We start from the raw sequence: 26,927 nt of genomic DNA, 5'->3' as shown, positions 1-26,927 counted from the left end.
CAGTTCCTTGCCGATGGACAGCCCCTGGCTGGCCGAGATCGCCCGGCAGATCGCCGAGGCCGACAGCAACTCGTTCTGGCTGTGGACGGCGCTCAGCCTTCTGCTCGGCATCGGCGCGTTCTGGGGTTCGTTTGCCGCCCTGAAGAAGGCGCGGCTGATCGAGAACATGCCGACCTCGCGCATCCGCTCCGCCGCACAGGGCTACGTCGAGCTCGAAGGCCACGCGCGCCTGCTGCCGGGGCCGGAAATCCTCTCGCCGCTGAGCGGCCGGCGCTGCTGCTGGTTCCAGTACCAGATCGAGCGCCGGGAAACCGTGGTGCGCAACGGCAAGCGCACCAACGAATGGCGGACGATCGAATCGGACCTCTCGGGCTCGCTGTTCCTGCTGGTCGACCCGACCGGCGAATGCGTCGTCGATCCGCAGGGCGCCAGCATCGACCCGAGCCTGCGCCGCCAGTGGCGCGGCAACACGCGCCAGCCGTTGCAGGTGCCGGAGAAAACGCCGTTCCTGCAGCTGTTCGGCGACTATCGCTACACCGAAAGCCTGATCCAGATCGGCGATCCGCTCTATGCACTCGGCCAGTTCCGCTCGCAGACGGCGCATCTTGAGGTCAACGAAAGCGCCGACACCGCCGCGCTGCTGCGCGAATGGAAGGCCGATCAGGCGACGCTGCTGCGGCGCTTCGACAGCAACGGCGACGGCGCGATCGACCTCAACGAGTGGGAGGCGATCCGCAAGGCCGCGCTGGAGCAGGTCCGCGCCGATACGCTCGAGCGGACCCTCGATACGGATATCCACGTGCTGTGCCGGGCGCCGGACCGGCGGCCGTTCATCGTCTCGACCCGGTCGCAGACCCAGCTGACCCGCCGCCATCGGCTATGGGCGGCGTTCTGGCTGCTGCTGTCGCTGGTCATGTCGACCTGCGGCGCCTTCGCCCTGAGCGCGCGCGGCGTGCTCTGAGGGGCTGCGGCAGCGCGGCCAGTTCGCCGATGGCCCCGGGAAGCCCTTGCAGCCCCGGCACAAGCCCATACGAATCAGCCTCTTAAGTTCGGCTGACTGGAAAACCTCGGCGGCCGTCCCCACGATAACCGCCCATCCAGATCGCGGTTTTTCATGGACAACCCCCTGCTGCGCGACCCCATCGGCACTCCCTTGCCGGCGTTCGACCAGATCGAACCCCAACACGCGGAAGCCGCGCTCGATCTCGTGCTGGCCGAGAACCGCGCCGCCCTGCAGACGATCCTCGCGCGCAGCGAGCCGCACACCTGGGACAGCCTGATCACCCCGCTCGACGAGATCGGCGAGCGCCTGCAGCGCGCCTGGGGTCCGGTGTCGCACCTGTTCAGCGTCAACAGCACCGCCGAATGGCGGGCCGCGTACAACGCCTGCCTGCCGAAGATCACCGCCTACGGCATCGAAACCTCGCAGTCCGAGCCGCTGTTCCGCGCCTACAAGTCGCTGGCCGACCGCCCCGACTTTGCCGAGCTCGATGCCGCCCGGCGCAAGGTCATCAACGACGCACTGCGCGATTTCCGCCTGTCCGGCATCGGCCTGCCCGACGATCAGAAGGAGCAGTACAAGACCATCTCACTGAAGTTGTCCGAACTGCAGACCAAGTTCGAAGAGCATCTGATGGATGCGATCCAGGCCTGGACGCAGCTCGTCACCGATGAAGCTCAGCTGGCCGGCATGAATGAAGCGGCGATCGAGGCGGCCCGCGAGAAAGCGCAGGCGAAGAATCTCGATGGCTGGCTGCTGACGCTGGATTTCCCGGCCTATGACGCCGTCATCACCTACGCGAGCAATCGCGAGCTGCGCCGCACGCTGTACACGGCCTACGTCACGCGCGCGTCGGACCAGGGCCCGCAGGCCGGCCAGTTCGACAACGGCCCGCTGATCGAGGAAATCCTCGCGCTGCGCCATCAGCTCGCGCAGCTGCTCGGCTATGCCAACTACGCGGAGCTGTCGCTGGCGACCAAGATGGCCGAATCGGCCACGCAGGTCGACGAGTTCCTGTCCGACCTCACCGGCCGCGCCAAGACGCGCGCGCAGGCGGAACTGAACCAGTTGCGCGCCTTCGCCAAGCAGCTCGACGGCATCGAGGACTTCCAGCCCTGGGACGCGCCGTACTACTCCGAAAAACTCAAGGAACAGAGCCTCGGCCTCAGCGAAGAGGAGCTGCGCCCGTACTTCCAGCTCGACAGCGTGCTGCGCGGCATGTTCAGCCTGGTCGAACGCCTGTACGGCATCCGCGTGCAGGCCGCACCCGGCATCGCCACCTGGCATGCCGATGTCTCGACCTGGGCGCTGACCGACAGCAGCGGTGTGGAATTCGGCCTGTTCTACCTCGACCCTTACGCGCGCCAGGACAAGCGCAGCGGCGCCTGGATGGACGAATGCCTCGGCCGCCGCCGTCTGAGCAGCGGCGTGCAGCATCCGTCCGCCTATCTGGTCTGCAACTTCACGCCGCCGCTGGCCGGCAAGCCGCCGCTGCTGACGCACGACGAAGTGCTGACCTTGTTCCATGAGTTCGGCCACGGCCTGCATCACCTGCTGACCCGCGTCGATGAAGCTTCCGTGTCCGGCATCCGCGGCGTGGCCTGGGACGCGGTCGAGCTGCCGAGTCAGTTCATGGAGAACTGGTGCTACGACCCGGCGACGCTACGCACGTTCGCGCGTCACTGGCAGAGCAACGAGCCGCTGCCCGATGAAATGATCGAGAAGCTGCGCGGCTCGCGCACCTTCCAGTCCGGTCTGGCGACGGTGCGGCAGATCGAGTTCGGCCTGTTCGATCTGCGCCTGCATCGCGATTTCGATCCGGCGCAAGGCGCACGCGTGCTGCAGACGCTCGAAGCGGTGCGCAATGAAGTCGCGGTCAGCAAACCGCCGGCCTTCAATCGCATGCCCTGGAGCTTCTCGCACATCTTCGCCGGCGGGTACGCGGCGGGCTACTACAGCTACAAGTGGGCCGAGGTGCTGTCCGCCGATGCCTATGCGGCGTTCGAGGAAGCCGACTTCTCGGAAGAAACCGGCATCCGTTTCCGCGAGACCGTGCTCGCGCAGGGCGGCTCGAAGGATGCGATGGAGCTGTTCGTCGAATTCCGCGGCCGCAAACCGAGCGTCGACGCGCTGCTGCGGCACAGCGGGCTCGACGAAGCGCTCGCGGCGTAAGGTCGCAGGCGTCCTCAGTAGCGGAACAGCAGGCTCGCCATCGAGATCACGCGCTGGTAGTGCACGCCGAAGTCGGACTCGACATCGGCGTGCTGCAGCTGCAGATCGAGCGCCAGCTTGGGCGTGAAGCCGTAGTTGATGCCCAGACTGGCGATCTCGCCCTCGCCGTCCTGCCGGTAGGCGATCTGCCCCTCGAACACGTCGTCCGGACCATAGGCCGCGGCCGCGGCCAGCACCGGCGGCGGCGGCAGTCCGACCGCGACAAACTCGCCGCGGCGCCATTGATACCCCGCGTAGATCAGCAGCGCCGGCAGCGGCTGCCAGTCGAGATCGACCCCGAACTGCGTCGTGTCGTCGTTGAAGATGCTGTCGTCGCTGTCGCGACGCCACTTGGCCGCGACGCTCGCGCGCAGGCTCAGGCGCGTGTTGAGCGGCTGGGTCAGATACAGCAGCGCGCGATATTCGCTGCTGTCGCGCAACGCGCTGTCGTAGGCCAGGCCGGCGGCGCTGCCCGACAGGCCGAAGGTCGGCACGAAGAAGCCGCGGCCGGGCTTCAGCAGATAACGCAGCAGCAACTGCCCGCGCAGATTCGTCAGGCCCTGGTACTCGATGAAGTTCTGCGCCTGGCCGCTGGCCTGCAGCAGCAGCGCCGAATAGCTGTTCAAGGGCCAGGCCTGCTCGACCTGGAAGCGGACCAGACTGTAGCCGTCCTCGAACAGGCGCGCACCCTCGCGGACATTGGCCAGATTGTCGTCGTGTCCCAGCGTGATTTCGCCGCTCACGCCGGCGGCCTGCGCCTGCGTCATTGCCGCAAGCACGCCCAGAATCATTGCCCCCGCCCGGCCGGCCAAGCGTGAAACTGCGCTCACTACCTACCCCCTGTTTGATTCATGATGCTCGCAGACGTCGGGGGGAGACAACAACGTGAAGCTCAAGAAGCTGGGCCCGCATGCGGACGATCCGCGCGATGAGCGGCGCCGCGAATTCCTGCTGCACGCGCTTGCAACCGGTTTGCTGATCGGCGAGACCGGCTGGAGCGCTGCGGCGCTGGCTGGCGCGCTCGGTGAAGTGCCCGCGCGACTGCCGGCGGATCGCTCGATCTTCCGGCTGTCCGGCGAGGTCTGGGTCAACGGCCAGCCGGCGGACCAGACCACGCGCATCGGTGCTGAAGACCAGGTGCGCACCGGCCGCAACAGCCATCTGGTCGCGGTGGTCGGTGCGGATGCCTTCATCCTGCGCGGCAATTCGGAGCTGCAGCTGGGCGCCGCACGCAGCGCCAAGCGCTTCTTCCGCCTGGTCAGCGGCGCGCTGCTGACGGTGTTCGGGCCGCGCGACGACGGCGTCGATCTCAATGCGCCGACGGTCACGGTCGGCATCCGAGGCACCGGCGTCTATGCCGAGGCGGAGCCGGATCGCACCTACCTGTGTACCTGCTACGGCACGACCCAGCTCAGCGCGACGGCCGACGCCAACGTCAGCGAAACCGTGCGGGCGCAGCATCACGACGGCCGTTACATCTACGCCAGGCCGGTGAACGGCAAGCTGATCGAGAAGGCGCCGTTCATCAATCACACCGACCTCGAGCTGATGATGCTTGAGGCGCTGGTCGGTCGCGAAGTGCCCTTTGCCCTGGGCGACAAGGACTACCAGAGTCCGCGCCGCGATTACTAGCCGCGCAAACTTCAGTACGATCCGCTTTTCGCACTCAAGCCACTGCAGCCCATGAAAATCGCGAGCTGGAACGTCAACTCCCTGCGCGTGCGCATGCCGCACCTTGCCGCCTGGCTGGCCCACAGCCCGGTCGATGTGCTGGGCATCCAGGAAACCAAGCTGCAGGACGATCTGTTTCCGTTCGCCGAACTGCAAGCGGCCGGCTACCAGGCGGTGCACAGCGGCCAGAAGACCTACAACGGCGTCGCGCTGCTGTCGCGCCTGCCGATGAGCGATGTCAGCCGCGACATCCCCGGCTTCGCCGACGAGCAGAAGCGCGTGATCGCGGCAACGGTCGGCGATGTCCGCATCGTCAACGTCTACGTCGTCAACGGCCAGGCGCTGGACAGCGAGAAGTACGCCTACAAGCTGCGCTTCCTCGCCGCGCTGCGCGATTATCTGAAGTCCGAACTGGAGCGCTACCCGAAGCTCGCGCTGCTCGGCGACTTCAACATAGCGCCCGGCGTCACCGACACGCACGATCCGGCAGTCTGGGAGGGCGGCATCCTCTGCTCCGATGCCGAACGTGCCGGCCTGCAGGCCTTGCTGGCGCTGGGCATGCAGGACAGCTATCAGCTGACGCAGCAGCCGCCGGGCCGCTTCACCTGGTGGGACTACCGGCAGGCGGCCTTCCGCCGCAACATGGGTCTGCGCATCGACCATGTGCTGGTTTCGTCGGCGCTCGGCGCGCAGTGCAAGGGCTGGAACGTCGATGTTGCACCGCGCAAACTGGATCGTCCTTCCGACCATGCGCCGGTGATCGCTGAATTCGCGGCAAACTGAGACTCAGCCCACACGAAATGTGGGCCAGTTCACTGTTCAGCGCCCCCGGCCTGGGTCTAACATTGAACCGGGTCACACTTCAGCCACGCATGCCGGAGCTCAGGGAAGAGAATCGCGAATGACAGCTCGCCGGCGCAATCACTATGACGTGACCAACAAGGTGCGGATTTCGAATCCGCGCGACGTCAGCGGCGCCGTCTGCTCGCTGCTGCACGCGCTGTATCCGAATACCGACCTGACTCCGGTCGAACGCGCCTTCGACACCTTCGGCCGCCTGTACGCGGGCAAGCTGGCGGGCTACCACGCCTGCGACACCTGGTATCACGACGCCCAGCACAGCCTCGATTGCACGCTGGCGATGGCGCGCTTGTTCGACGGCTACGAGCGCAAGGTCGCGGACAACGAACGCCTCGGCCCGCGCCGCGCGGTTCTCGGCGTCATCATTGCGCTGTTCCATGATGCCGGCTATATCCGCCGCCATGACGACCGTGCGGCCAACGGCGCCGAGTACACGCTGAGCCACGTGCGCCGCAGCGGAGATTTTCTCGCCGAGTTTCTGCCGACGGTCGGCTTCCAGGCCGAGGCCAACCTCGCACGCCGCGTCGTCCACTTCACCGGCTACGAGGTTGCGCTCGACCAGATCCGCGTCGCCAACCGCAAGGATCGCCTGCTCGGTTTCATGCTCGGCAGCGCCGATGTCATGGCACAGACGGCGGATCGCTGCTACCTGGAGAAGTGCCGCGATTTCCTGTTCCGCGAGTTTTCGCTGTGCGGAATCGCCGGCCCGCATCAAGGCGCGGCCTATTCGTCCGCCGAGCACCTGCTCAACGGCACGCTGGATTTCAATCAGAAGCTGTGGAGCGAGCGCCTCGACGGCTACTTCGAGGGCATCCACCGCTACCTCGACGCGCATTTCGGGCGGCCGAATCCCTATGCCGAATCGATCCGCGAGAACCTCAAACAGATCGGCTCGCTGGCGCGGCGCAAACAGCTCGCGGAGCTGACCCGGCGTCCGGTCGCGATCAGCGGCCCGCAGCTGCGCGAAATTCTCGGGCGCTCCTCGCGCAAGTCATCGCCGTCTCGCCGGGAAACCCTGCGCAGCGCCGCCTGACCGGATCAGGGCTGCAACTGCACCACACCGAGCCCCACGCCGCGCGGATCGGCCGCGGCCTGCAGCGTGCCGGCTTTCGGATCCCAGCTGATGACCTGCAGATTGCCCCAGGTCGAATCTGAAACCTGCAGCTGCTGTCCCAGCGCCTTCAGCTGGGTCTGGCGATCGGCATCGGCATAGGCCGGTTCTAGTTGCACCACATCCGGCAGGTACTGGTGATGCATGCGCGGCAGCGCGACGGTCTGACGGGCATCCAGACCGGACATCCAGCCGAGCATGCCCTGCAACACCATCGTGATGATGCGGCTGCCGCCCGGCGTGCCGATCACCAGCAGGCCACGCGGCCCTTCGACGAAGCTTGGCGTCATCGACGACAGCGGGCGCTTGTTGGCGGCGACCGCATTCGGCTCCGAACCGATCAGGCCATAGGCGTTGGACACGCCGGGCGCCGCGGAGAAATCATCCATCTCGTCGTTGAGCAGCACGCCGGTACCGGGCGCCATGAAGCCGGAACCGAAGCCGAGATTGATCGACAGCGTCGCGGCCACGCGGTTGCCGGCAGCGTCCAGCACCGAGATATGCGTCGTGTTGTTGCCTTCCTGCAGCGGCGGCGCGGGTTCGAGCTCGGCGCTGCGCGTGGCCTGTTCGCGCTTGATGCCCGCCGCCAGCGCGAGTGCGTGGCTGCGGCCGCTCAGGCGCTGCAGCGGAATCGATACATAGTCGGGATCGCCGAGGTAGGCGGCGCGATCGCGGTAGGCACGGCGCAGCGTCTCGATCAGCAGATGCTGCGACAGCGCGCTGCCGTCGTTGACCCAATCCAATGCCTCGAGTTGCTGGAACACCTGCGCCAGTGCGACACCGCCGGCGGACGGCGGCGGCGCGCTGACGATGCGGTAATCGCGGAAGCGGGTTTCCAGCGGCTCGCGCTCGATCACCGCGTAATGACGCAGGTCTTCGGCGCTCCAGATCCCCTGGTTGCGCGCGACCGCGTCCAGCAGCTTCTGTGCGACTGCACCCTCGTAGAAACCATCGCGCCCGTGGGCAGCGATCTGTTCCAGCGTCCAGGCCAGATCGGGCTGGCGCAGCAGCGCGCCTTCCGCCAGCGGCTGACCTTTCGGCATGAAGACGGCAGGCGCATCGCCGGACAGACGTTTCTGCGAACGCAGGATCGCCTGCGCGAGCTTGGCATCGACCGCGAAGCCGTCGCGTGCATAGCGTATCGCCGGCTGCAGCAACTGCGCGAGCGGCTTGCTGCCGTAGCGCGCGGCGATGTGGTCGAGCGCCGCGGGTTCGCCAGGAATCCCGGCGGACAGCACGCCATCGCGCGAAGCCGCCTCGACCGCCTTGCCCTGCGCATCGAGATACATGTTGCGATGCGCGCGGCCCGGCGCGGTTTCGCGACCGTCGATGAACACTTCGAGATTGTCCGCCGCGCGATGCAGCAGCCAGAACCCGCCGCCGCCGATGCCCGAGCCCGTCGGCTCGACGACGGCGATCGCCGCGCTGGCGGCGACCGCGGCATCGAAGGCATTGCCGCCGTCCGCCATGACCTGCATGCAGGCCTGCGTCGCCAGCGGATGCGCGGTCGCGCAGGCGTAGCCCGGCGGCGTCTTCGTTTCCCCGGCGCCGGCCATGCCGGCGAAGCCCAGGCCAATCAGGACGAGAACTCGAAATCTCATTTGAGCAATCCCGTCAGGCCGCGATACTTTTCCATCAACTGCTCCTGCGTCTCGACATGCTCCGGATCCCAGGGAATGCAGTTGACCGGGCACACCGTCTGGCATTGCGGCTTGTCGAAATGGCCGACGCATTCGGTGCACAGCGCCGGATCGATCTCGTAGATCTCGATGCCCTGCTCGATCGCGTTGTTCGGGCACACGGGCTCGCAGACGTCGCAGTTGATGCATTCAACGGTGATTTTCAGAGCCATCTGCGCCGCGCTGTCTTCTTCGAGCCGCGCTTACTTGCCGACGCGCGCCTTCAGCACCGGCACCACGGCCGGCGGCACGAACTTCTCGATCGGTGCGCCGAGCGTCGCCAGCTCGCGGACCAGCGACGAGGACAGATGCGCATATTCCGGCGAAGGCGCCAGCATCACGGTATCGAGCGCGTGGTACAGATCGCGGTTCATGACTGCCATCTGCTTTTCGTAATCGAAGTCGCCGACCGTGCGCACGCCGCGGACCAGCACCGTGGCACCGTGCTCGCGCGCAAAGTTGACGACCAGCCCGGAGAAACCGACGACTTCGACGTTCTTCAGTTCCTTGACGACTTCGCGGATCAGCTCGCAGCGCTCGTCGAGATTGAAGCGCGGACTCTTCGACGGATTGAGGCCGACTGCGACGATCAGGCGCGGGAACATCGCCGACGCGCGCTGGATGATGTCGTAGTGCCCGTAGGTGATCGGGTCGAAAGTACCGCTATAAGCCGCCGTGGTCATTGCTGCTCTCGCTGGCGCGTATCGGGCCGCCAGTTTAGGCGCTTCCCGGAATTATTTTCCGACGCGCCGGTACTGCGCCAGGCCGTAGCCGACCTGGCCGGCCTGCTTCTCGCGCACCAGCACGTAATGCTCCGGCAGCGGCGGCGGCTGGCTGGACGGCCACTCCAGGTAGATGCGGTGATCGGCGTGCAGCACCTTGGGCAGTTCCAGCAGAGCCTGGCCGAGCAGATTCGACGAAAACGGCGGATCGATGAAGACGACGTCGTAGCGATGCCAGGTCTGCTGCAGGAAGAACACCGCATCCATCGCCGTGACGTCGGTGTGCTGGGCCTTGAGCAGCTGCAGCGCGAGCTTGATCTTCGTGCACTGGCGCGAGCCCTGATCGACGAAGGTGCAATGCGCGGCGCCGCGCGACAGCGCTTCGATGCCCATCGCGCCGCTGCCGGCGAACAGATCGAGGCAGCGCGAACCTTCGATGACCGGCGCCAGCCAGTCGAACACGGTCTGGCGCACGCGATCGGGCGTTGGTCGCACGCCTTCGGCGGCTTCGAATTCGATCAGGCGCGAACGCCATTGGCCGCCGATCACGCGCAGCTTGCCTGCTTCACGCGCGCGCATTTTCACGGTCTCGGTGAGAACGGAGATCAATCGTCATGCTTAGAACCCGGCACCCCAATCGCACAGTCCATATGCGAAATGTACTGCGCGCAGCGGCGGCGTCAACTGGCAAGCGTGCCGAACCGCTTCCGCAATCGTCGATGACGGTGCCGGAAAATCTGCGCGACCATCGCAGCGACCAACGGCGCGACGAAGCGCAAACGCGGCGTAACTTCCAACTCGTCGCTCACCGTCACACCTTCGGCCTGCGCGATCAGACGGCGCTTGTGAATCCAGCGCGCCTGCAACCACGACGTTGAATCCTCGTCGAATCCGCGCTGCGGCCAGACCTGCGTCAATCGCAGCGCGTGACGATCGAAGGGCAGCACGCCGAACAGCATCAGCCAGCTGTGGAACAGCACGTCCTGCGGAATCGCTTCGTCCTGCGGCAGTGCAACACGATCGGCCGGATACGTCATGCGCACCAGCGGCATCAGCTCGTGATTCACGCCCGCCATCGAACTCGCGTGCTGCCAGACCGTGCCGGCATCGGCGGCGAGCTTCGATTCGAAACGCAGGCGGATCACGAGGCGATCAGCCGGTGCCGCCAACCGTGATGCCGTCGATGCGCAGCGTCGGCTGGCCGACGCCAACCGGCACACTCTGGCCATCCTTGCCGCAGATGCCGACGCCGGCATCGAGCTTGAGATCGGTGCCGACCATCGACACCCGATTCAGTACTTCCGGGCCGTTGCCGATCAGCGTCGCGCCCTTCACCGGCCGCGTGATCTTGCCGTTCTCGATCAGATAAGCCTCGGAAGCCGAGAACACGAAGTTGCCGCTCGTGATGTCGACCTGGCCGCCGCCGAAGTTGGCCGCGTACAAACCGTTCTGCACCGAAGCGACGATCTCCTGCGGATCGTGCGGGCCGGGCAGCATGTAGGTGTTGGTCATGCGCGGCATCGGCAACGCCGCATACGATTCGCGACGGCCGTTGCCGGTCGGCGCGACGCCGGTCAGGCGTGCATTGAGCTTGTCCTGCAGATAGCCGCGCAGGATGCCGTTCTCGATCAGCGTCGTGCAGTGCGACGGCGTGCCTTCGTCGTCGACGGTCAGCGAACCGCGCCGACCGGTGAGCGTGCCGTCGTCGACGATCGTGCACAGCGTCGATGCGACCTGCTCGCCGACACGGCCGGAGAATGCCGACGTGCCGCGACGATTGAAGTCGCCTTCAAGACCATGACCGATCGCCTCGTGCAGCAGCACACCGGGCCAGCCGGGGCCGAGCACGACGGTGAAATTGCCGGCCGGCGCGGCGACCGCTTCGAGCTGCACGAGCGCCATGCGCACCGCTTCGCGCGCCAGCGCTTCCGGCGCATCGCCGGCGAGGAAGTCCATGTAGACACCGCGGCCACCGCGACCGGAATGACCCTGCTCGCGGCGACCCTGCTGTTCGACGATGACGCTGACGTCCATCCGCACCAGCGGGCGCATGTCGGCGCTGTAGGTGCCGTCCGTCGCGGCGACCATCACCGTCTCGGCATTCGCGGCCAGCGAGACCATCACCTGGATCACGCGCGGATCGACGGCGCGCGCGGCGCGGTCGGCGCGGTGCATCAGATCGAGCTTGGCCGGCGCTTCGAGCGAGCGCAGCGGATTGCTGGCCGGATATAGCGGCGCGACGCTGCGCGTGTGCGGCGACTGCAGGCGACCTTGCTGGCCCTGGCGCACGATCGCACCGGCGGCCTGCGCGGCATCGACCAGCGCCGGCAGTTCGATCGCGTCGGAATACGCCAGGCCCTGTTTCTCGCCGGCGCAGGCGCGCACGCCGACGCCCTGTTCGGCGTGATGCGAACCGGATTTGACGAGGCCGTCTTCCAGCGACCAGCTCTCGGTCAGCACCTGCTGGAAGTACAGATCGGCGGCATCGACACCGGGCCTCATCAGCTGGTCGAGCACGTTCTGCACCGCGCGATCGTCGAGGCCGGTGGGGGCCAGCAGGGTTTGTCGCGCCAATGCGAGAGAGTCGGTCATGGACTGAAGATGGGTGGGGTTGCGGATGAATTCAAGGAAGGCTTCAGGAAACCAGGCGACGGTGCTGCAGCACCGGAAAACTCTGACGCTGGGCACTGCGCGCTTCGGCATCGATCGAGGCCAGCGCAAAACCCGGTTCGCGCCCGGCGTCGGCACTGACGACGCCCCAGGGCTCGACGATGCAGCTGTGTCCCCAGGTGCGCCGGCCGGCGGCATGCGTGCCGCACTGGTTCGCCGCGAGGACATGGCACAGGTTCTCGACCGCGCGCGCGCGCAGCAGCAGTTCCCAGTGCGCTTCGCCGGTGCGTTCGGTGAAGGCCGACGGCACGCAGAGCAATTCGGCGCCCTGCGCCGTCAGCGCGCGGTACAGCTCCGGGAAACGCAGGTCGTAACAGACCGACAGGCCGAGACGACCCGCCGGCGTATCGACGACCACCGGATTCAGGGCGCCCGGCGCGATGCTCGCCGACTCGCGATAGCGCTCGCCGCTGGAACCCGGCACGTCGACATCGAACAGGTGAATCTTGTTGTAGCAGGCAACCCGATGGCCCTGCGCATCCCAGACGCCGCAGCTCGCGTAGACGCGGCGCGCGTCGTCCGGTACCGCGAGCGGAATCGTGCCGCCGACGATCCACAGGCCCAGTGCGCTGGCTGTCTCGGCGAGAAAATCCTGGATGGTGCCGCGGCCATCGGCCTCGGCCAGCGCCAGCTTGTCGGTCTCGCGCTCGCCCATGAACGCGAAGTTTTCCGGCAGCACGGCGAGCTGCGCGCCCGCCTCCGCCGCATCGCGCAAAGCATTCGCGGCGGCAGCCAGATTCGCCGCGCAGTCGGAGCGGGTGTTCATCTGGATCACAGCGACCTTGGAGATGCTCATGTCTCTACCCCGCAGGTTTGGGCACGACGATCTTCGCCTCGCCGCGCTCGATCTTCGGATTGTCCCAGGGGCCGGTGATGCTGTAGCTGAACTGGGTGACCTGATCGAAAGGTTTGTCGAACAGCTGCTGCGCCAGCAGCACCAGCGCGCCGACCGCCGGCCCGCCGAGCAGCACCGCGCCGATCGTCACGCCGGACGACAGGTCCGGATAGACCGTGACGCGCTGATCGTAGTCGCGCGTTGCCAGGCCGACCTTGCCGGTGATCTCCATGCGCAGCGACGGCGACTCGATCTCCAGCCCCTGCGTGCGCGCATCGCCGCCGGCGACATCGAAATGGCCCTTGATGGTATCGAACGACAGCCCCTTGCCGACGACATCGTCGAAGTCCAGCGTCAGGCGCCGTGGCAGCGCGTAGAAATTGAACAGGCCGAGCACGCGGCTCGCGCCGGGATCGACCGCACGCAGCTGACCCTCGCGGATATCGATGTCGATGCGCCCGCTGGCCTGCTCCCACAACAGTCCGCTGGCGGACGGCGCCCAGGCCAGCTCGCCCTTGAACGCGCTGTGACGGGCCTCGATGTTCTGCGCGTAACCGAGATGCTCGAGCAGCGTGCCGAAGCGCGCAGCGTCCATGTCGAAATTGAGCTCGCCCGACGACAGTCCGCCGATGCGCCGCCAGGCACCGGTGGCCTGCAGCTTCAGATCGCCTTCGGCAAAGCTCAGCGTGCGCAGCGCGACGCCGCCGGGAACACGCTCGGTGTGCATTTCGACCTGGCCGTACTTCGTGTCGCCAAAATTCAGCGCGTCGACGCTCAGGTCGAGCAGGGGCAGCGACGCCGGCTCGATGATCGGCGCGTTGTCGCGAGTGGCAGCTTCGGCGGCGGCGGCCGGCGTCGCCTCCGGCGGCACCGGCGGCCAGCGCTGCAGACTCATGCGCTGCATGCGCACGCTGAGCTCGCCGTTGTCGGCCGGCATCCAGCGCACCTGACCTTCGGCGCCGCTGCCGCTGACGTCGACGCGCCAGCCGTCAGCCAGGGGGCGGTACTGAAGATGGGTGGCCGGGACGGACAAGCCCTTCCAGTGCAGCTGATCGACGTCCAGATCGGCGGCATCGAGGCGCACGCCGCCCGTTCCGCCGCTGCCGCCGGCAAACAGCGGACGCCAGGCACTGATCTCCAGCGCAGGTATCCAGCCATCGAGCCGATAACTGCCGGGTTGAACCTCGACTCGCCCGCTCGCACCGGCGGTCGCGCGCAGGCCGCTGAGGCGCAGCGCGCCTTCATTGCGAACCATCAATACCGCGAGCGCGACGCGTTGATCGTAGTCGACGTCGATGCGCAGATCGGCCAGCTTGTCGGCACCGATGCGCAGGCTCATGTCGGCGGCCTTGTCGGCAGTCTTGAGCAACGGCGCCGGGAAGTTCACGGCGGTGCCGACGAGGTCCGAGCGCAGCTGCAAGGCCATGCCGCTGTCGACGATTGGCAGCTTCAGCTGCCAGCGACTGCGGCCCTGCAGCTGGCTGCGCAGAAACTCGGGCACGTACTTCGAGATGCCGCTGCCGTCCGCCTGCGGCGCGTACTCGAACTCGCCGTGGATGACGCCGCGCGTACCCTCGTCGGCATCGATGCGCGCATTGACCGCGGTTCCGGCGAACTGCCCGGTCAGCGCTTCGGCGCTGACGCCGTGCTCGGTGAAACCGATGCTGCCGTTCAGCGCGGTGATCGGATCTTCGAGCGCGGTGTAGCGCAGCTTGGCGTCGGTCGTCGTGACGCTGCCGATCACCGAGGTCTTGTGCATGTCCTTCAGCGGAATCTGCAGCTGCAACAGCACGTCCGCGGCACCGCTGGCCTCGGTGTGATCGAGCAGACCGCTGAGCGGACGTTGCAACGGCGACTCGCGCAGGAACTCGTAGTAGCGCTTCAGATCGCCGCTCGCCGAGCCTTCGATGCTCATCAGGTGATCGTTGAAGTCGGCAAACCGCACTTCGGCCGAATTGATCCGGTTGCCGCTGATCTGCCCCTGGTCGGCACGGACCGTCAGGCTGTTGCCGCTGAAGGCCAGATGCGCGCGCACGTCGCTGAGCTGCGGCCAGTCGGGCGCGAACGCGAGCACGCCGTCGGCGACATCCAGCTCCAGGCCCCACTCGCCGGTCGGCCGGCTGTGATACGGAAAGTCGGCGATCGGTCCGCGGATGCGCAGGTCGCCGTTGGGCACGCGGCCGCTGATGATCGCGGTGCGCAGCCAGTTCTTCAGCGTGTCCGGCCAGTGCAGCGGCAGATACGGCCGCGCGTCGTCGAAGTTCTGTGCCGCCAGCGTCGCCCGCAGATCGATCCACGGCGGGTTGTCGGCGGCATCCGGAATGTCGATGCCGACACTGCCGCGCGCCGACACGCCACCCAGACGCAGCGCGGCATCGTCGCTGTTGAGTTGCCAGCCATCGACCTGCCGCTTCCAGCGCAGCGTTGCGCCGAGTTCGTCGAGCGCCAGCGGATTTTCAAACGTCGACGGCAGCAGCACGGTGGCGGCGGCCTTGTTCAGGCGCAGTTCGCCGCCGGTCTCGTCCGCGCTCAGTTCGCCGCCGAGTCCGGAAAAGCCCACATGCTTGTCGGCGCGCAGTGCGGCGCCGTCCAGGCGCGCGCGCAGCGAATAGCGCGGCTGTTCGGCGTCCGCCTGGTAGCGCAGCACCACGCCGCGCAGATCGCCGGCGAGACGGCCAACGGTCTGCATTGCGGTGCCGCCGCTGCGCCAGACCCCGGTCCAGGGCGCGAGGCGGGTCAGCTCGATGTGATCGGCATCGAGGCTGAACTGCTGCGCCTCATGCCGCAGGCTCGCCTTGAGCACCGGCTGGTCGTCGAAACTCAGATCGCTCACCTCGAAACGCCAGCCGCGCGTGTCGGCCTGCAGGTCGGCGGTCATGCTCATCTGCGAGGCGCTGGACAGCACACCGGCTCTTGCCAGCACCAGCGCATCGGATTCCAGCTCCGTGCTGGCATGCGTGATACGGCCGGCGACCACTTCGCCGATCAGGTGACCGGTCAGTCCGGCCACCGATATCTGGGCGCCGGGAATCAGCCAGGGACGCAACCAGGACTGCGGCTGCAGATCGTCGACCTCGATCTCGAAACTGCCGTTCCAGCTGCTGCGATCGGCAAGCTCGCCGTTCAGATCCGACTCGAAGCGCAGTTCACCGCCGCGCTCGGCCGGCAGGCGGACGCTGGCGGTGACGGTAAAGCCGTCGTCCGCCTGATCGAGGTCGATCGCGTCGATGCGGACGCTCAGCGGCGCGTCGCTGCCGGGCACGACACCGACGACGCGCAGCTCGCAGTTTTCCAGGCGCACTTCCTCGAAGCGCTTGAGATCCTTCATCCACTTCGAGCGCTGGCCGTCCTGCAGCGACGAATCGGCCGGATCGAAACCGGCGATGCTGATGTTGCCGTCTTCGTCGACCTCGGCCAGCAGGCGCATGCCGGACAGCTCGAGCCGCGTCGGCACCCATTCGCCCATCAACAGGCGGCGCAGGCCGACACCGAGGCTCACGCGTTCGACGCGCAGCTGCGGATCGCCTTCCTCGCTGTAGAGCGTGATGCCCGACAGGTCGAAACGCGGCGCCAGGCCGCGCCACGACAGGCTGATGCCGCCGATCTGCACCGGCCTGCCGGCCACCCGGCTGACCCAGGCCGCGAGATCCTCGCGGTAACTCGGCACCGCCAGCACCGCGAGCTGGAACGCGCCGCTGAGAACGGCGCCCACGATGACCGTGCCGGCGATCAGCGAGATCACCCAGGTCCACCAGCGGCGTTTGACGCGTTCCATCAGTACAGATCAGGGCGGAAACAGACGGTCCATGAGGGAGCCGGCGGCAGCGGAAAAGCCGGCGCCGGAGGTCTATTGTCGCCCCTGCGCGCCGCGCAGGCCAAACCGCCGCGACTGGCGTCGATGACGGCCAGTCCAGCGGCGCCACGAACCGCGGAGCTACAGAGGGACGACGTCGAAGCTCTCCCGGCTGTAGGCGCTCTCGGCCTGCAGCTTGATCGGGCGCTCAAGACTGCCCTCGAGTTCGGCCAATCCCAGCGATTGCTCCTCGAGCAGACGCTGGATGACCGGCGGCGACGCCAGCACCAGAAAGCCCTTCGCCTCGAACTGGCGCGCGGCACGCTGGATCTCGCGAGTCACCTCGTGGCAGACGGTCTCGACCGTCTTGACGGTGCCGACGCCTTCGCAGGCCGCACAAGGCTCGCAGAGGATATGGCCGAGCGACTCGCGCGTGCGCTTGCGCGTCATCTCGATCAGGCCGAGCGCGGAAAATGGATGGATCTGGGTCCGCGCGTGATCCGCGGCCAGCGCACGTTCCAGCGCGCGCACGACCTGGCCGCGGTGGTCCTCGCTCTTCATGTCGATGAAGTCGAGGATGATGATGCCGCCCAGATTGCGCAGCCGCAGCTGCCGCGCGATCGCCTGCGCGGCTTCGAGGTTGGTCTTGAGCACCGTCTCGTCGAGGTTGCGGTGGCCGATGTAGGCGCCGGTGTTGACGTCGATCGTCGTCATCGCCTCGGTCTGGTCGATGACCAGATGGCCGCCGGACTTCAGGTCGACGCGGCGGTTCAGCGCGCGGTTGATGTCGTCCTCGACGCCGTACAGATCGAAGATCGGCGCGGCGCCCTGGTACAGCTCGATCAGCGGCGCGGCATGCGGCACGAACAGCTGGGCGAACTGGGTCACCCGCTTGCACTCGGCCGCATTGTCGATGCGCACGCGCTCGACGTCGGTGCCGAGCAGATCGCGCAGGATGCGCATCGACAGCGGCAGGTCGCCGTGCACCAGCGAACCCGGCTTGCTCTTGCTCGCCTGGTCGCTGATCGCCTTCCACAGGCGCAGCAGGAATCCGACGTCCGCCTCCAGCGCCGCCGCATCGACGCCTTCCGCCGCGGTGCGGGCAATCACGCCGTATTCCGGCGCCAGGCGCTGTTGGCAGGATTCGAGCACTTTCTTGAGCCGCTCGCGCTCGCTGTCGTCCTCGATCCGCGCCGACACGCCGACATGCTTCTCATGCGGCAGCAGCACCAGATATCGGGAGGGCACCGACAACAGGGTCGTCAGCCGTGCGCCCTTGGTGCCGAGCGGATCCTTGAGGATCTGCACCAGCACCTGCTGACCTTCATGCAGCAGCTGGGTGATGCTCGCCTCGCCATCGCCGCTGCCGTTGACCAGCGGCAGCATGTCCGCGACATGCAGGAATGCGGTGCGCTCCAGACCGATCTCGATGAACGCCGCCTGCATGCCCGGCAGCACGCGCTGCACGGTGCCCTTGTAGATGTTGCCGGTCAGGCCATGGCGCGACGCACGCTGGACGTGGATCTCCTGCGCCGCGCCGCCTTCGACCAGGGCGACACGGGTTTCCTGCTGGCCGATGCTGACGAGAATCTCTGTGCTCATGGAGCGGGGAAAGTTGTGGAGTGTCCAGTTTACGGGGCGGCGGCGCCGGGCAGGAGAAATTCGATGCCGAACTCACGCAACAGTTCACAGGTTTCGTACAAGGGCAGGCCGACGACGCCGCTGTAGCTGCCGCGGATCTCGCGGACAAAGCCGCCGCCAAGCCCCTGGATGCCGTAGCCGCCGGCCTTGTCGGCAGGCTCGCCGGAGTTCCAGTACGCCTCGGCCTGGGCCTGGCTGATCGGGCCGAAGTGGACCTCGGTCACCGACAGCCGGCTCAGCCAGCGATCCCCCAGACCGACCGCCACCGCCGAGTAGACCTCGTGGCGACGCTCCGCCAGGCGCCGCAGCATCGCAATGCCCTGCTCGCGCGATGCCGGCTTGCCGAGAATCTCGCCATCGACCACGACATCGGTATCGGCACCGAGCACCGGCAGCACGGCTTTAGCGGCGGCGGCACCTGCCTGGGCCTTCTCCCTGGCGATGCGCAACGCATATTCGGCCGCCGTCTCGCCGGGCTTCGGCACTTCGTCGATATCCGCCGGGCAGACCTGCACGCGCAGCCCCAGCTGGTTCAGCAGCTCGCGCCGGCGCGGCGATTGTGAGGCGAGGATCAGATGCGGCTGCACAGCGGTGGCTCCGTTGCTTGAGGTATTTTTGCCACGCACCGCCATGGCGCAGGCTGCGTCGGGCCGCTATCTTGAGAAGACCCCTTCAGGAAGCATCCTACCGTGAATGTGCGCGAACTCGTTTCAGAGCAGGAGTGGGAGGCCCGCGTCAATCTGGCGGCGGCCTATCGGCTGGTCGCGCTGTTCGGCTGGGACGATCTGGTCTTCACGCACATCTCCGCGCGCCTGCCGGGGCCGGACCATCACTTTCTGATCAATCCTTACGGCTGGCTGTTCGAGGAAATCACCGCCAGCAGCCTGGTCAAGATCGATCTGCACGGCAACAAGCTGATGGATTCGCCGCACCCGATCAATCCAGCCGGCTTCACGATCCACAGCGCGATCCATGCCGCCCGCGAGGATGCGCAATGCGTGATGCACACGCATTCGATCAACGGCGTGGCGGTGTCCGCGCAGAAAGACGGCGTGCTGCCGATCTCGCAGCAGGCGACGCTGGTGCTGTCGTCGCTGGCGTATCACGATTACGAAGGCATCGCGCTCAACGAAGACGAAAAGCCGCGCCTGGTCGCCGACTTCGGCGACAAAATCTATCTGATGCTGCGCAACCACGGCATCCTCACCGTCGGCGCCTCGCCGGCAGACGCCTTCCTCGCGATGTACGTGTTCGAGGCGGCCTGCATGATCCAGGTTCGCGCCCAGGCCGGCGGCGGGCCGCTGGTGCAGGTCAATCCGAAGATCGTCGCCGGCGTCATGCAGGCGGCGGCAACCGTCACGCGCGGCATGGGCGGACAGCTCGCCTGGCCGGGCCTGCTGCGCAAGCTCGACCGCATCGACCCGTCTTTCCGGAGCTAAGGTGCAGATTTCCGACGAGATGATCATCACCGACACGCGCCGCTGGCTGGAACGCGCGGTGATCGGCTTGAACCTCTGCCCGTTCGCCAAGGCCGCCTACGTCAAGCAGCGCGTGCATATCGCGGTCAGCCGCGCGACCACGCCCGAGTTGCTGCTGGAAGACCTCGCGCACGAACTCGAGGACCTGCGCGACGCCGATCCCGCCGAGCGCGAAACCACGCTGCTGCTGCACCCGCTGGTGCTGAACGATTTTCTCGACTACAACGATTTTCTCGACACCGCGGACGCGGCGCTCGAAGCGCTGGCGCTGGACGGCGAAATCCAGGTCGCAAGCTTTCATCCGCAGTACCAGTTCGCCGGCACCGAGCCGGCCGACCCCGAGAACAACAGCAATCGCTCACCCTGGCCGCTGCTGCACCTGCTGCGCGAAGACAGCATCGAACAGGCGGTCGACAGCTACCCCGACGTCGACGCGATCCCCGAGCGCAACATCGCGATGCTGCGTGAACTCGGCGACGCCGGCTGGAAGAAGCTCTGGGAAACCTGACGCCGGACGGTAGCCCGGGTGCAACCCGGGTTGCACCCGGGCTACGTTGCCAAAGAAGCCCCGTAGGCTGGGATGAGCGCAGCGAATCCCAGCATCGCGCCAGCACTCAGAAGTAGTGGTGCCCAACCCACCACGCAATGCCGGAAATGAATGCCGACGCCGGAATCGTCAGCACCCAGGCCCAGACGATGTTGCCGGCGACACCCCAGCGCACCGCCTTGACGTTGCGCGCGGAACCGACACCGACGATGGAGCCGGTGATCGTATGCGTGGTGGAGACCGGCACGCCCAGGCTGGTCGCGAGGAACAGCGTGATCGCGCCGCTGGCCGAGGCGCTGAAACCGCTGATCGGTCTCAGCTTGGTGATCTTCATGCCCATCGTGCGGACGATGCGCCAGCCGCCGAACAGCGTGCCCAGCCCCATCGCCGCCTGACAGGAAATCACCACCCAGAACGGCAGCGGCGCGTCCGCCGTCGTCAGGTTCGCCGCGATCAACAGCATCCAGATGATGCCCATCGTCTTCTGCGCGTCGTTGCTGCCATGGCCAAGGCTGTACAGCGCCGCGGAGATGTACTGCATCTTGTTGAAGACGCGGTCCATGCGCCGCGCATGCGCGAGGGTGCCGAACCAGGACGCCGCGACCATGATGAACGCACCGAGCAGGAAGCCGAGCAGCGGCGATAGCAGGATCGCCGCGCAGATCTTCAGGAAGCCGGAGGCAATCAGCATTCCGGTGCCGCCCTTGGCAATCGCCGCGCCGGCCAGACCGCCGACCAGGGCATGCGAGGAACTGGACGGAATGCCGTAGTACCAGGTGATGAGGTTCCAGCTGATGGCGCCGACCAGGGCGCCGAAGATCACATGGTGATCGACGATGTCGGGATTGATCGTGCCCTTGCCGATCGTCGTCGCGACGTGGAAACCGAAGAACAGGAAGGCGATGAAATTGAAGAAGGCCGCCCAGACGACCGCCTTCTGCGGGCTCATCGCACCGGTGGAAACGATCGTCGCAATCGAGTTGGCCGAATCATGAAAGCCGTTCATGAAATCGAAGGCCAGTGCCAGCACGACCAGGAACACGATCGTGTGCATGCCAATGGCTGCGGCTTCCATCAGGCGTTCTCGAGCACGATGCCTTCGATGATGTTGGCGACGTCCTGACAGCGGTCGGTCACGGACTCGAGCAGCTGGTACAGCTCCTTCATCTTGAACAGCTGGCGGGTGTCAGCCTCTTCGCGGAACAGCTTGGCCATCGCGGTGCGCATCACGTGGTCGGCATCGCTTTCGAGGCGGTCGATACGCTTGCAGTCCTCGAGGATCTTGTCCGCGTTCTTCATGTTCGGCAGCAGGCGCACCGCATCGCGGACGTGCTCGGTGCTTTCCAGGCAGATCGCGGCGAGCTGGGCGGTCTCCTCGGTCACTGCATGAATGTCGTACAGATGCATGCATTGCGAGGCGTCTTCCATCAGATCGAGGATGTCGTCCATCCGCGTGATCAGCTGGTGGATCTCGTCGCGGTCCAGCGGCGTGATGAAGGTCTGGTGCAGCAGCTGCATCGTCTGCTGGGTGATCTTGTCGGCCGCGTGCTCGATGGCCTCGATGTTGCGCTTGCGCAGCGGCAGCTCGGAAACATTGCCCATGAGGGTCTTCAGCTCGATCGCGCCGAGCACCAGCTGGTCGGCATGGGCGATGAAGAAATCGAAGAAGCGCCCTTCTTTGGGCATCAGACGACCAAACATAGGTGTTCCCCTTTTCTGAAGCTGTCCTGCGGCAAAAATGCAGACGGGAACAGAGGTCTGTTCCCGTCATAAAACTGTCACATTCTAACCGATTGGACGCGGGGAACCGCCAGCGCGCTAGGGCCCGGAGCGCAATGCGCGCAAATAAAGGATTGTCAGAAGAATCAGCTGCGGCGGCAGCAGCAACACGACCCAATGCGCATTGGGCTGGGCGCAGAACAACAGCGCCGGCAGCGCTGCGAGGACCAGAACGCCCAGGACCAGCGGCACCCTGGCCGAGCGCGCCCGTGGCTGACGGCTGAACTGGCCGAGCACCGCAGGCATCAGCAGCCACCACAGCGGATTGATCAGCAGCAGATTCAGATTGCGCGCCATGCCCCAGTGATCGGTTGCCAGCCAGCCCAGCAGCAGCACCAGCCCGGCGAGGCCGGCGAGCAATACCTGAAGGCTCGACAGCAGGGCGAACAGCGAACGCGGCAGCAGCCAGACGCTGAGCAGCAGCAGCGCGGCCCAGGCCAGGCCGGCGAACAGGAACGGCAGCAGATCGATGGCGGGCGGCTTGGGCGGCGAGCCGTATTCCGGCACGACGCCCGGAATGCGGACCAGTTCGCGTTCGAGGCTCATCAGCGAGCGTTCGTCCATGGCGCCGACGTTGATGCGCGCCGCGCGCACCGCGGCCATCAGGCGCATCGGGATGAAGCCGTCCTGCCAATCGTTCAGCGGCGCATCGACCAGACCGCCGAGGCCGAAATCCATGCCCAGCTGCAGGGCCGGCTCGGCGGCCATCAGGTGCAGCACTTCGGCGCGATAGCTGATCGGTGCGGGCTGCCGTTCGAACTGCGCCTTCAGCTGGCCGCCCAGCACCTGATCGAGCGCATCGCGCACGCGCGTCGAGCAGTTGGCGATGAAATAGTCGTAGCGATACTCGGCGTTCTGCGGCAGCGCGTTGGTTTCCAGAAACTCGGCGAGCGCGATCCGCTGCGCCGCGTCGAGCGCGAGCTGCTGCTCGACGACCCAGCGCCCTTCGGCGGCGTACTGGCGCAAGGTCGGCAGCAGCGGCGTGCGATCGAGCCGGTACAGCATGTGGCCGCGCGCGAAGTTCAGGAAGAAGTTCTTCTGATGGAAATCGAAGATGCCGTAGTTGTAGACGTCGGCACGGCCGTCGGCCGTCTGCACCAGCAGCGCGTTGTGGCCGAAACGCTGCCAGTAGATTTCGCCCGGCCCGAAGGTCAGCAGGCTGATCTGCGGCGCGCTGTCGTCAACGGGCTCCTGCGCGACCGCGATGCCTGCCGCGCTCGCGACGAGCACGGCGAGCGCGCAGCATAGAGCCCGAGCCCAGGACATCAGGTCGACAGCGCGGTGACTTGGAACAGATACACGCGGCGACTGTCGGCGCGCTGCACGTTGAAGTTGAAGCGATCGATCGCGACGCTCTCGCCGCGCTTGGGCATGTGGCCGAAGCGATGCATGACCATGCCGCCGACGGTATCGAATTCCTCGTCGGAGAACTCGGTGCCGAAGTAGGTGTTGAAGTCGCCGATCGGCGTCAGCGCATTGACCAGATAACGGCGATCGTCCTGCTTGAGGATCTGCGCGCTTTCGGCCTCGTCGTACTCGTCGTCGATCTCGCCGACGATCTGCTCGAGCACGTCCTCGATCGTCACCAGGCCGGCGATGCCGCCGTACTCGTCGACGACCAGCGCCATGTGGTTGCGCCCGCGGCGGAAGTCCTTCAGCAGCACGTTGAGGCGCTTGGATTCCGGCACGAAGACCGCGGTGCGCAGCAGCTTGCGCATGTCGAAACTCGTCGGCTCGAAGCCCGGTACGCCGGAGGCGTACTTGAGCAGATCCTTGGCGAGCAGAATGCCGACCACCTCGTCCTTGGACTCGCCGATGACCGGATAGCGCGAGTGACCGGACTCGACGACGTCGACCAGGATGCGATCGAGCGGCCAGTCGTGGTCGATGACGACCATCTGCGCGCGCGGCACCATGACATCGCGCACCTGCGTCTCCGACGTGTCGAGAATGCCCTCGAACATCGTCAGCGCTTCGGCATCCATCAGCTCGGCGTCGCGCGCCTCGCGCAGCATTTCAAGCAGATCCTCGCGGGTGCGCGGGCCGCCGGCCAGACGCTGGGTGACGCGTCGCCACCACTGGGCAAGTCCGCTGTCTTCGCTACGGTTACTACTGTCGTCGTCGCTCATTGGCGTTTACTGATAGGGGTTTTCAAACCCCAGCTCCCTGAGAATCTTGATTTCACGCGCTTCCATGCGGTTCGCTTCGTCGTCGCGCTCATGATCATAGCCGCGCAGATGCAGGCAGCCGTGCACGACCATGTGCGCCCAGTGTGCGCGCAGCAGCTTGCCCTCGGCCTGCGCCTCGCTGGCGACGACGGGCGCGCAGATCACCAGATCGCCGAGGATATCGCCCTCGCCCTGGAACGACAGCACGTTGGTCGGCTTGTCCTTGCCGCGGTAGTCGCGATTGAAGGCCTGGCTTTCGGCAGCGTCCACGATGCGGATCGTCAGCTCGCCGTGGCGCGCCGGCAGCGCGGCACGCGCAAACTGGCGCAGGCTGGCGGCGGTCGGCACGCCGCGCGCCGGCACCGCGCGCTGCACTGCGATTTCACCCGCGGCGCGCGCGCTCATGGCGTCGCCTTCGGCTGCTTCAGTTCATGTTCTTCGTAGGCCTGCACGATCGCCTGCACCAGCGGATGGCGCACGACGTCCTCCTTGCGGAAGAAGGTGCGGCTGATGCCGGGCACGCCGTCGAGCACTTCCAGCGCATGGCGCAGGCCCGAGGCCTGGTGCTTGGGCAGATCGATCTGCGTCATGTCGCCGGTGACGACCGCCACGCTGCCGAAGCCGATGCGGGTCAGGAACATCTTCATCTGCTCGACCGAGGTGTTCTGCGCCTCGTCGAGGATCACGAAGGATTCGTTGAGCGTGCGGCCGCGCATGAAGGCCAGCGGCGCGATCTCGATGACGCTGCGTTCGATCAGGCGCGCAACCTTCTCGAAGCCGAGCATCTCGTACAGCGCGTCGTACAGCGGGCGCAGGTACGGATTGATCTTCTCGGCCATGTCGCCAGGCAGGAAGCCGAGCTTCTCGCCGGCCTCGACCGCCGGACGCACCAGCACGAGGCGGCGCACGCGATCGCGCTCCAGCGCCTGCACGGCGCTGGCGACCGCGAGATAGGTCTTGCCGGTGCCGGCGGGGCCGACGCCGAAGTTCAGGTCATGCGTCGCGATCGCCTTCAGGTAGGCGCGCTGCATGTCGCCGCGGCCGCGGACGACGCCGCGCTTGGTGCGGATGACGACTTCGTCGCCGTGGCTGCTCGGCGAGACATCCGCCGACGCATCATCCCCTGCATCGTCGCCGCCGACGTGCTCGGTCAGCGCCAGATGGACGTGCTCGGAGGTGATCGCGTCGTCGAGGCTCAGATTGAACAGCTGGTTGATGACGTTCTCGCCGGCGGCGACATCGCGCTTGAGGCCGACCAGCTGATAGCGATTGCCGCGATTGCGGATCTCGATGCCCAGGCGCAGTTCGATCTGGCGCAGATGCGCATCGAAAGGACCGTTCAAGCTCGCGAGGCGCTGACTGTCGCCCGGCTCCAGCACGATGTCGGCACGCGCCTGCTGCGGCCGGGCGCTCATGCCGCCACCGCGGCGGCCAGCAGCTGGCCTTGCAGCGAATTGTTCAGCGCGGCAGTGATCTCGACGTCGACGAACTGGCCGACCAGCGATTCGGCGCCGTCGAAATTCACCATGCGATTGGTCGACGTGCGGCCGGCCATCTGCGCCGAACGCCGCGACGGCCGCTCGACGAGGATGCGCTGCGTCGTGCCGACGAGGCTGCGCTTGAAGTCGTCGTCCAGCACGCGGATGCGGTTCTGCAGCAGATCCAGTCGCAGGCGCTTGTCTTCGGCGCTGACGCCGTCGCGCAGGTTGGCGGCCGGCGTACCCGGGCGCGGGCTGTAGACGAAGCTGAAGGCGCAGTCGAATGCGCATTCGGCGATCAGGTCCATCGTCAGCGCGAAATCGGCATCGGACTCGGTCGGGAAGCCGACGATGAAATCCGAGGACAGGGAGATATCCGGCCGCACCGCGCGCACGCGGCGAATCTTGTCGAGGAACTGCTCGCGCGTGTAGCCGCGCTTCATCATGCCGAGGATGCGGTTGGAGCCGGACTGCACCGGCAGATGCAGATAGCTCGCCAGCTTCGGCTCTTCGGCGAAGGCATCGATCAGCGCGTCGTCGAACTCGGCCGGATGCGAGGTCGTGTAGCGGATGCGCGCGATGCCGGGAATCCGCGCCACATAGTTGATCAGCAGTGCCAGGTCGCAGCGCTCGGCGGTCTCGCCCATGCGGCCGCGATAGGCGTTGACGTTCTGCCCCAGCAAGGTGACCTCGCGCACGCCCTGCTCGGCGAGCTGGGCAATCTCGACCAGCACGCTGTCGAGCGGCCGGCTGACTTCCTCGCCGCGCGTATACGGCACGACGCAGAAGGTGCAGTACTTGGAGCAGCCTTCCATGATGCTGACGAAGGCGGTCGGACCCGTGACCTTGGGCTCCGGCAGATGGTCGAACTTCTCGACCTCCGGGAAGCTGACGTCGATCTGCGGCCGCTGCGAGGCCCGGTTGGCGTCCAGCAACTCGGGCAGCCGGTGCAGGGTCTGCGGGCCAAAGACGATGTCGACCAGCGGCTGGCGCTCGGTCAGTGCCTGGCCTTCCTGCGAGGCGACGCAGCCGCCGACGCCGATGACACGGCCGGGGCTGGCGTTTTTCCACTCCTTCCAGCGGCCCAGCTCGGAGAACACCTTCTCCTGCGCCTTTTCGCGGATCGAGCAGGTATTGAGCAGCAACAGGTCCGCTTCGTCCGGATTGCTGGTGCGCTGGTAGCCGTGAGAGCTGGCAAGCACGTCGGCCATCTTGGTCGAGTCGTACTCATTCATCTGACAGCCGTAGCTGATGAGGTACAGCTTTTTGGACATCGAATGCGG

The 26,927-nt window shown here is 66.5% G+C and carries 25 protein-coding genes; 7 read left to right on the top strand and 18 right to left on the bottom strand.

Annotation, left to right across the window (positions count from 1 at the left end; genetic code table 11):
• Nucleotides 1–13: 13 nt before the first annotated feature.
• Together AC3WUF_RS04880 and AC3WUF_RS04875 are read left to right on the top strand one after the other, a co-directional pair.
• Entirely contained in the window at nt 14–961 is a 948-nt protein-coding gene (locus AC3WUF_RS04880; RefSeq protein WP_492422977.1) for a GIDE domain-containing protein, read from the top strand.
• Between the two features lie 153 nt (nt 962–1,114).
• Nucleotides 1,115–3,172 (top strand): M3 family metallopeptidase, encoded by a 2,058-nt coding sequence (locus AC3WUF_RS04875; RefSeq protein ID WP_492422975.1) that lies wholly within the window; start codon nt 1,115–1,117, stop codon nt 3,170–3,172.
• A 14-nt stretch (nt 3,173–3,186) separates the two neighbouring features.
• On the opposite strand, the gene AC3WUF_RS04870 is transcribed toward AC3WUF_RS04875, so the two are convergent.
• Nucleotides 3,187–3,990 carry a hypothetical protein gene (locus AC3WUF_RS04870; protein WP_492422973.1) on the bottom strand — a complete coding sequence of 268 codons (804 nt, stop codon included), beginning with the start codon at nt 3,988–3,990 and terminating at the stop codon, nt 3,187–3,189.
• Nucleotides 3,991–4,096: 106 nt separating this feature from the next.
• On the opposite strand from AC3WUF_RS04870, the gene AC3WUF_RS04865 reads away from it, so the two are divergent.
• From AC3WUF_RS04865 to AC3WUF_RS04855, 3 genes are all read left to right on the top strand, one after another.
• Entirely contained in the window at nt 4,097–4,843 is a 747-nt protein-coding gene (locus AC3WUF_RS04865) for a hypothetical protein (RefSeq protein ID WP_492422972.1), read from the top strand.
• A 51-nt stretch (nt 4,844–4,894) separates the two neighbouring features.
• Nucleotides 4,895–5,665, top strand: coding sequence for an exodeoxyribonuclease III (xth, locus tag AC3WUF_RS04860; protein ID WP_492422970.1), 771 nt, complete (start codon nt 4,895–4,897; stop codon nt 5,663–5,665).
• Nucleotides 5,666–5,783: 118 nt separating this feature from the next.
• The gene (locus tag AC3WUF_RS04855) at nt 5,784–6,776 is read left to right on the top strand and encodes a hypothetical protein (protein WP_492422968.1); all 993 of its coding nucleotides are present in this window, start codon (nt 5,784–5,786) and stop codon (nt 6,774–6,776) included.
• Between the two features lie 5 nt (nt 6,777–6,781).
• On the opposite strand, the gene ggt is transcribed toward AC3WUF_RS04855, so the two are convergent.
• From ggt to AC3WUF_RS04805, 10 genes are all read right to left on the bottom strand, one after another.
• Complete coding sequence (gene ggt, locus AC3WUF_RS04850; protein WP_492422966.1) at nt 6,782–8,455, bottom strand: gamma-glutamyltransferase; 1,674 nt, start codon at nt 8,453–8,455, stop codon at nt 6,782–6,784.
• Complete coding sequence (locus tag AC3WUF_RS04845) at nt 8,452–8,706, bottom strand: YfhL family 4Fe-4S dicluster ferredoxin (RefSeq protein WP_492422964.1); 255 nt, start codon at nt 8,704–8,706, stop codon at nt 8,452–8,454. Before AC3WUF_RS04845 ends, ggt begins: the two co-directional genes overlap by 4 nt.
• Before the next feature lie 30 nt (nt 8,707–8,736).
• Nucleotides 8,737–9,216, bottom strand: coding sequence for a pantetheine-phosphate adenylyltransferase (gene coaD / locus AC3WUF_RS04840; protein WP_492422962.1), 480 nt, complete (start codon nt 9,214–9,216; stop codon nt 8,737–8,739).
• A 51-nt stretch (nt 9,217–9,267) separates the two neighbouring features.
• Complete coding sequence (gene rsmD / locus AC3WUF_RS04835) at nt 9,268–9,834, bottom strand: 16S rRNA (guanine(966)-N(2))-methyltransferase RsmD (protein WP_492422960.1); 567 nt, start codon at nt 9,832–9,834, stop codon at nt 9,268–9,270.
• 101 nt (nt 9,835–9,935) lie between these two features.
• On the bottom strand, nt 9,936–10,400 hold the full coding sequence (locus AC3WUF_RS04830; RefSeq protein ID WP_492422958.1) for an Rv1443c family protein: 465 nt from the start codon (nt 10,398–10,400) through the stop codon (nt 9,936–9,938).
• Between the two features lie 7 nt (nt 10,401–10,407).
• Nucleotides 10,408–11,847, bottom strand: a complete 1,440-nt coding sequence (gene tldD, locus AC3WUF_RS04825) for a metalloprotease TldD (protein ID WP_492422956.1) — start codon at nt 11,845–11,847, stop codon at nt 10,408–10,410.
• 43 nt (nt 11,848–11,890) lie between these two features.
• Nucleotides 11,891–12,715, bottom strand: a complete 825-nt coding sequence (locus AC3WUF_RS04820) for a carbon-nitrogen hydrolase family protein (protein ID WP_492423569.1) — start codon at nt 12,713–12,715, stop codon at nt 11,891–11,893.
• A gap of 10 nt (nt 12,716–12,725) precedes the next feature.
• Nucleotides 12,726–16,535 carry a YhdP family protein gene (locus AC3WUF_RS04815; RefSeq protein WP_492422954.1) on the bottom strand — a complete coding sequence of 1,270 codons (3,810 nt, stop codon included), beginning with the start codon at nt 16,533–16,535 and terminating at the stop codon, nt 12,726–12,728.
• A gap of 159 nt (nt 16,536–16,694) precedes the next feature.
• On the bottom strand, nt 16,695–18,155 hold the full coding sequence (gene rng, locus AC3WUF_RS04810; RefSeq protein WP_492422952.1) for a ribonuclease G: 1,461 nt from the start codon (nt 18,153–18,155) through the stop codon (nt 16,695–16,697).
• Between the two features lie 29 nt (nt 18,156–18,184).
• Complete coding sequence (locus AC3WUF_RS04805; RefSeq protein ID WP_492422950.1) at nt 18,185–18,826, bottom strand: Maf family protein; 642 nt, start codon at nt 18,824–18,826, stop codon at nt 18,185–18,187.
• A 57-nt stretch (nt 18,827–18,883) separates the two neighbouring features.
• On the opposite strand from AC3WUF_RS04805, the gene AC3WUF_RS04800 reads away from it, so the two are divergent.
• Together AC3WUF_RS04800 and AC3WUF_RS04795 are read left to right on the top strand one after the other, a co-directional pair.
• The gene (locus AC3WUF_RS04800) at nt 18,884–19,633 is read left to right on the top strand and encodes a class II aldolase/adducin family protein (protein WP_492422948.1); all 750 of its coding nucleotides are present in this window, start codon (nt 18,884–18,886) and stop codon (nt 19,631–19,633) included.
• Nucleotides 19,634–19,652: 19 nt separating this feature from the next.
• The gene (locus AC3WUF_RS04795) at nt 19,653–20,180 is read left to right on the top strand and encodes a DUF1415 domain-containing protein (protein WP_492423567.1); all 528 of its coding nucleotides are present in this window, start codon (nt 19,653–19,655) and stop codon (nt 20,178–20,180) included.
• Between the two features lie 106 nt (nt 20,181–20,286).
• On the opposite strand, the gene AC3WUF_RS04790 is transcribed toward AC3WUF_RS04795, so the two are convergent.
• The 7 genes from AC3WUF_RS04790 to miaB all read right to left on the bottom strand — a co-directional run bounded on the left by AC3WUF_RS04790 (nt 20,287) and on the right by miaB (nt 26,918).
• Complete coding sequence (locus tag AC3WUF_RS04790; protein WP_492422946.1) at nt 20,287–21,294, bottom strand: inorganic phosphate transporter; 1,008 nt, start codon at nt 21,292–21,294, stop codon at nt 20,287–20,289.
• Entirely contained in the window at nt 21,294–21,920 is a 627-nt protein-coding gene (locus tag AC3WUF_RS04785) for a DUF47 domain-containing protein (protein WP_492422944.1), read from the bottom strand. Before AC3WUF_RS04785 ends, AC3WUF_RS04790 begins: the two co-directional genes overlap by 1 nt.
• A gap of 117 nt (nt 21,921–22,037) precedes the next feature.
• Nucleotides 22,038–23,228 carry a lipoprotein N-acyltransferase Lnb domain-containing protein gene (locus AC3WUF_RS04780; RefSeq protein ID WP_492422942.1) on the bottom strand — a complete coding sequence of 397 codons (1,191 nt, stop codon included), beginning with the start codon at nt 23,226–23,228 and terminating at the stop codon, nt 22,038–22,040.
• Nucleotides 23,229–23,263: 35 nt separating this feature from the next.
• Complete coding sequence (locus AC3WUF_RS04775) at nt 23,264–24,127, bottom strand: CorC family transporter (protein WP_492422940.1); 864 nt, start codon at nt 24,125–24,127, stop codon at nt 23,264–23,266.
• Between the two features lie 6 nt (nt 24,128–24,133).
• Nucleotides 24,134–24,571 carry an rRNA maturation RNase YbeY gene (gene ybeY / locus AC3WUF_RS04770; protein WP_492422938.1) on the bottom strand — a complete coding sequence of 146 codons (438 nt, stop codon included), beginning with the start codon at nt 24,569–24,571 and terminating at the stop codon, nt 24,134–24,136.
• Nucleotides 24,568–25,581 (bottom strand): PhoH family protein, encoded by a 1,014-nt coding sequence (locus tag AC3WUF_RS04765; protein WP_492422936.1) that lies wholly within the window; start codon nt 25,579–25,581, stop codon nt 24,568–24,570. The genes ybeY and AC3WUF_RS04765 overlap by 4 nt, the downstream gene beginning before the upstream one ends.
• On the bottom strand, nt 25,578–26,918 hold the full coding sequence (miaB, locus tag AC3WUF_RS04760; RefSeq protein ID WP_492422934.1) for a tRNA (N6-isopentenyl adenosine(37)-C2)-methylthiotransferase MiaB: 1,341 nt from the start codon (nt 26,916–26,918) through the stop codon (nt 25,578–25,580). Before miaB ends, AC3WUF_RS04765 begins: the two co-directional genes overlap by 4 nt.
• Nucleotides 26,919–26,927 lie beyond the last annotated feature (9 nt).

Source organism: Fontimonas sp. FW305-C-3 (genome assembly GCF_058783185.1).
Note: the sequence above shows the minus strand (reverse complement) of the source record. Positions and strands in the feature narration are given on the sequence as shown.